Consider the following 223-nt stretch of genomic DNA (forward strand, 5'->3'; position numbering starts at 1 on the left):
CTGCTGACAACCCGTATTGTTTCTGATGTGACAGGCCATAGTAATGGACAGGAGTTACTGGTTTGGGCTGATTTTCCAATCGTCTGGGATCAATTGCTTGTAATGCCAGGTTTGGGTGCTGTCGTTCGCAGCGACAAACTGGCAAATTACTATTTTGGAGGCGTTTCTTCATCTGAATCATCATCAGACCGAAATAGCTGGGATACCGGTACTACTATTTCGC

At 45.7% G+C, this 223-nt stretch carries 1 protein-coding gene; it reads left to right on the forward strand.

Going from position 1 to position 223, the window contains the following annotated elements; translation table 11 throughout:
- Nucleotides 1-223: MipA/OmpV family protein (locus tag WFP70_RS26905; protein WP_337024918.1), on the forward strand; the 223-nt coding region annotated here is incomplete at both ends.

The organism is Pantoea sp. USMM079 (assembly GCF_037153115.1).
GTDB lineage: Bacteria > Pseudomonadota > Gammaproteobacteria > Enterobacterales > Enterobacteriaceae > Pantoea > Pantoea communis.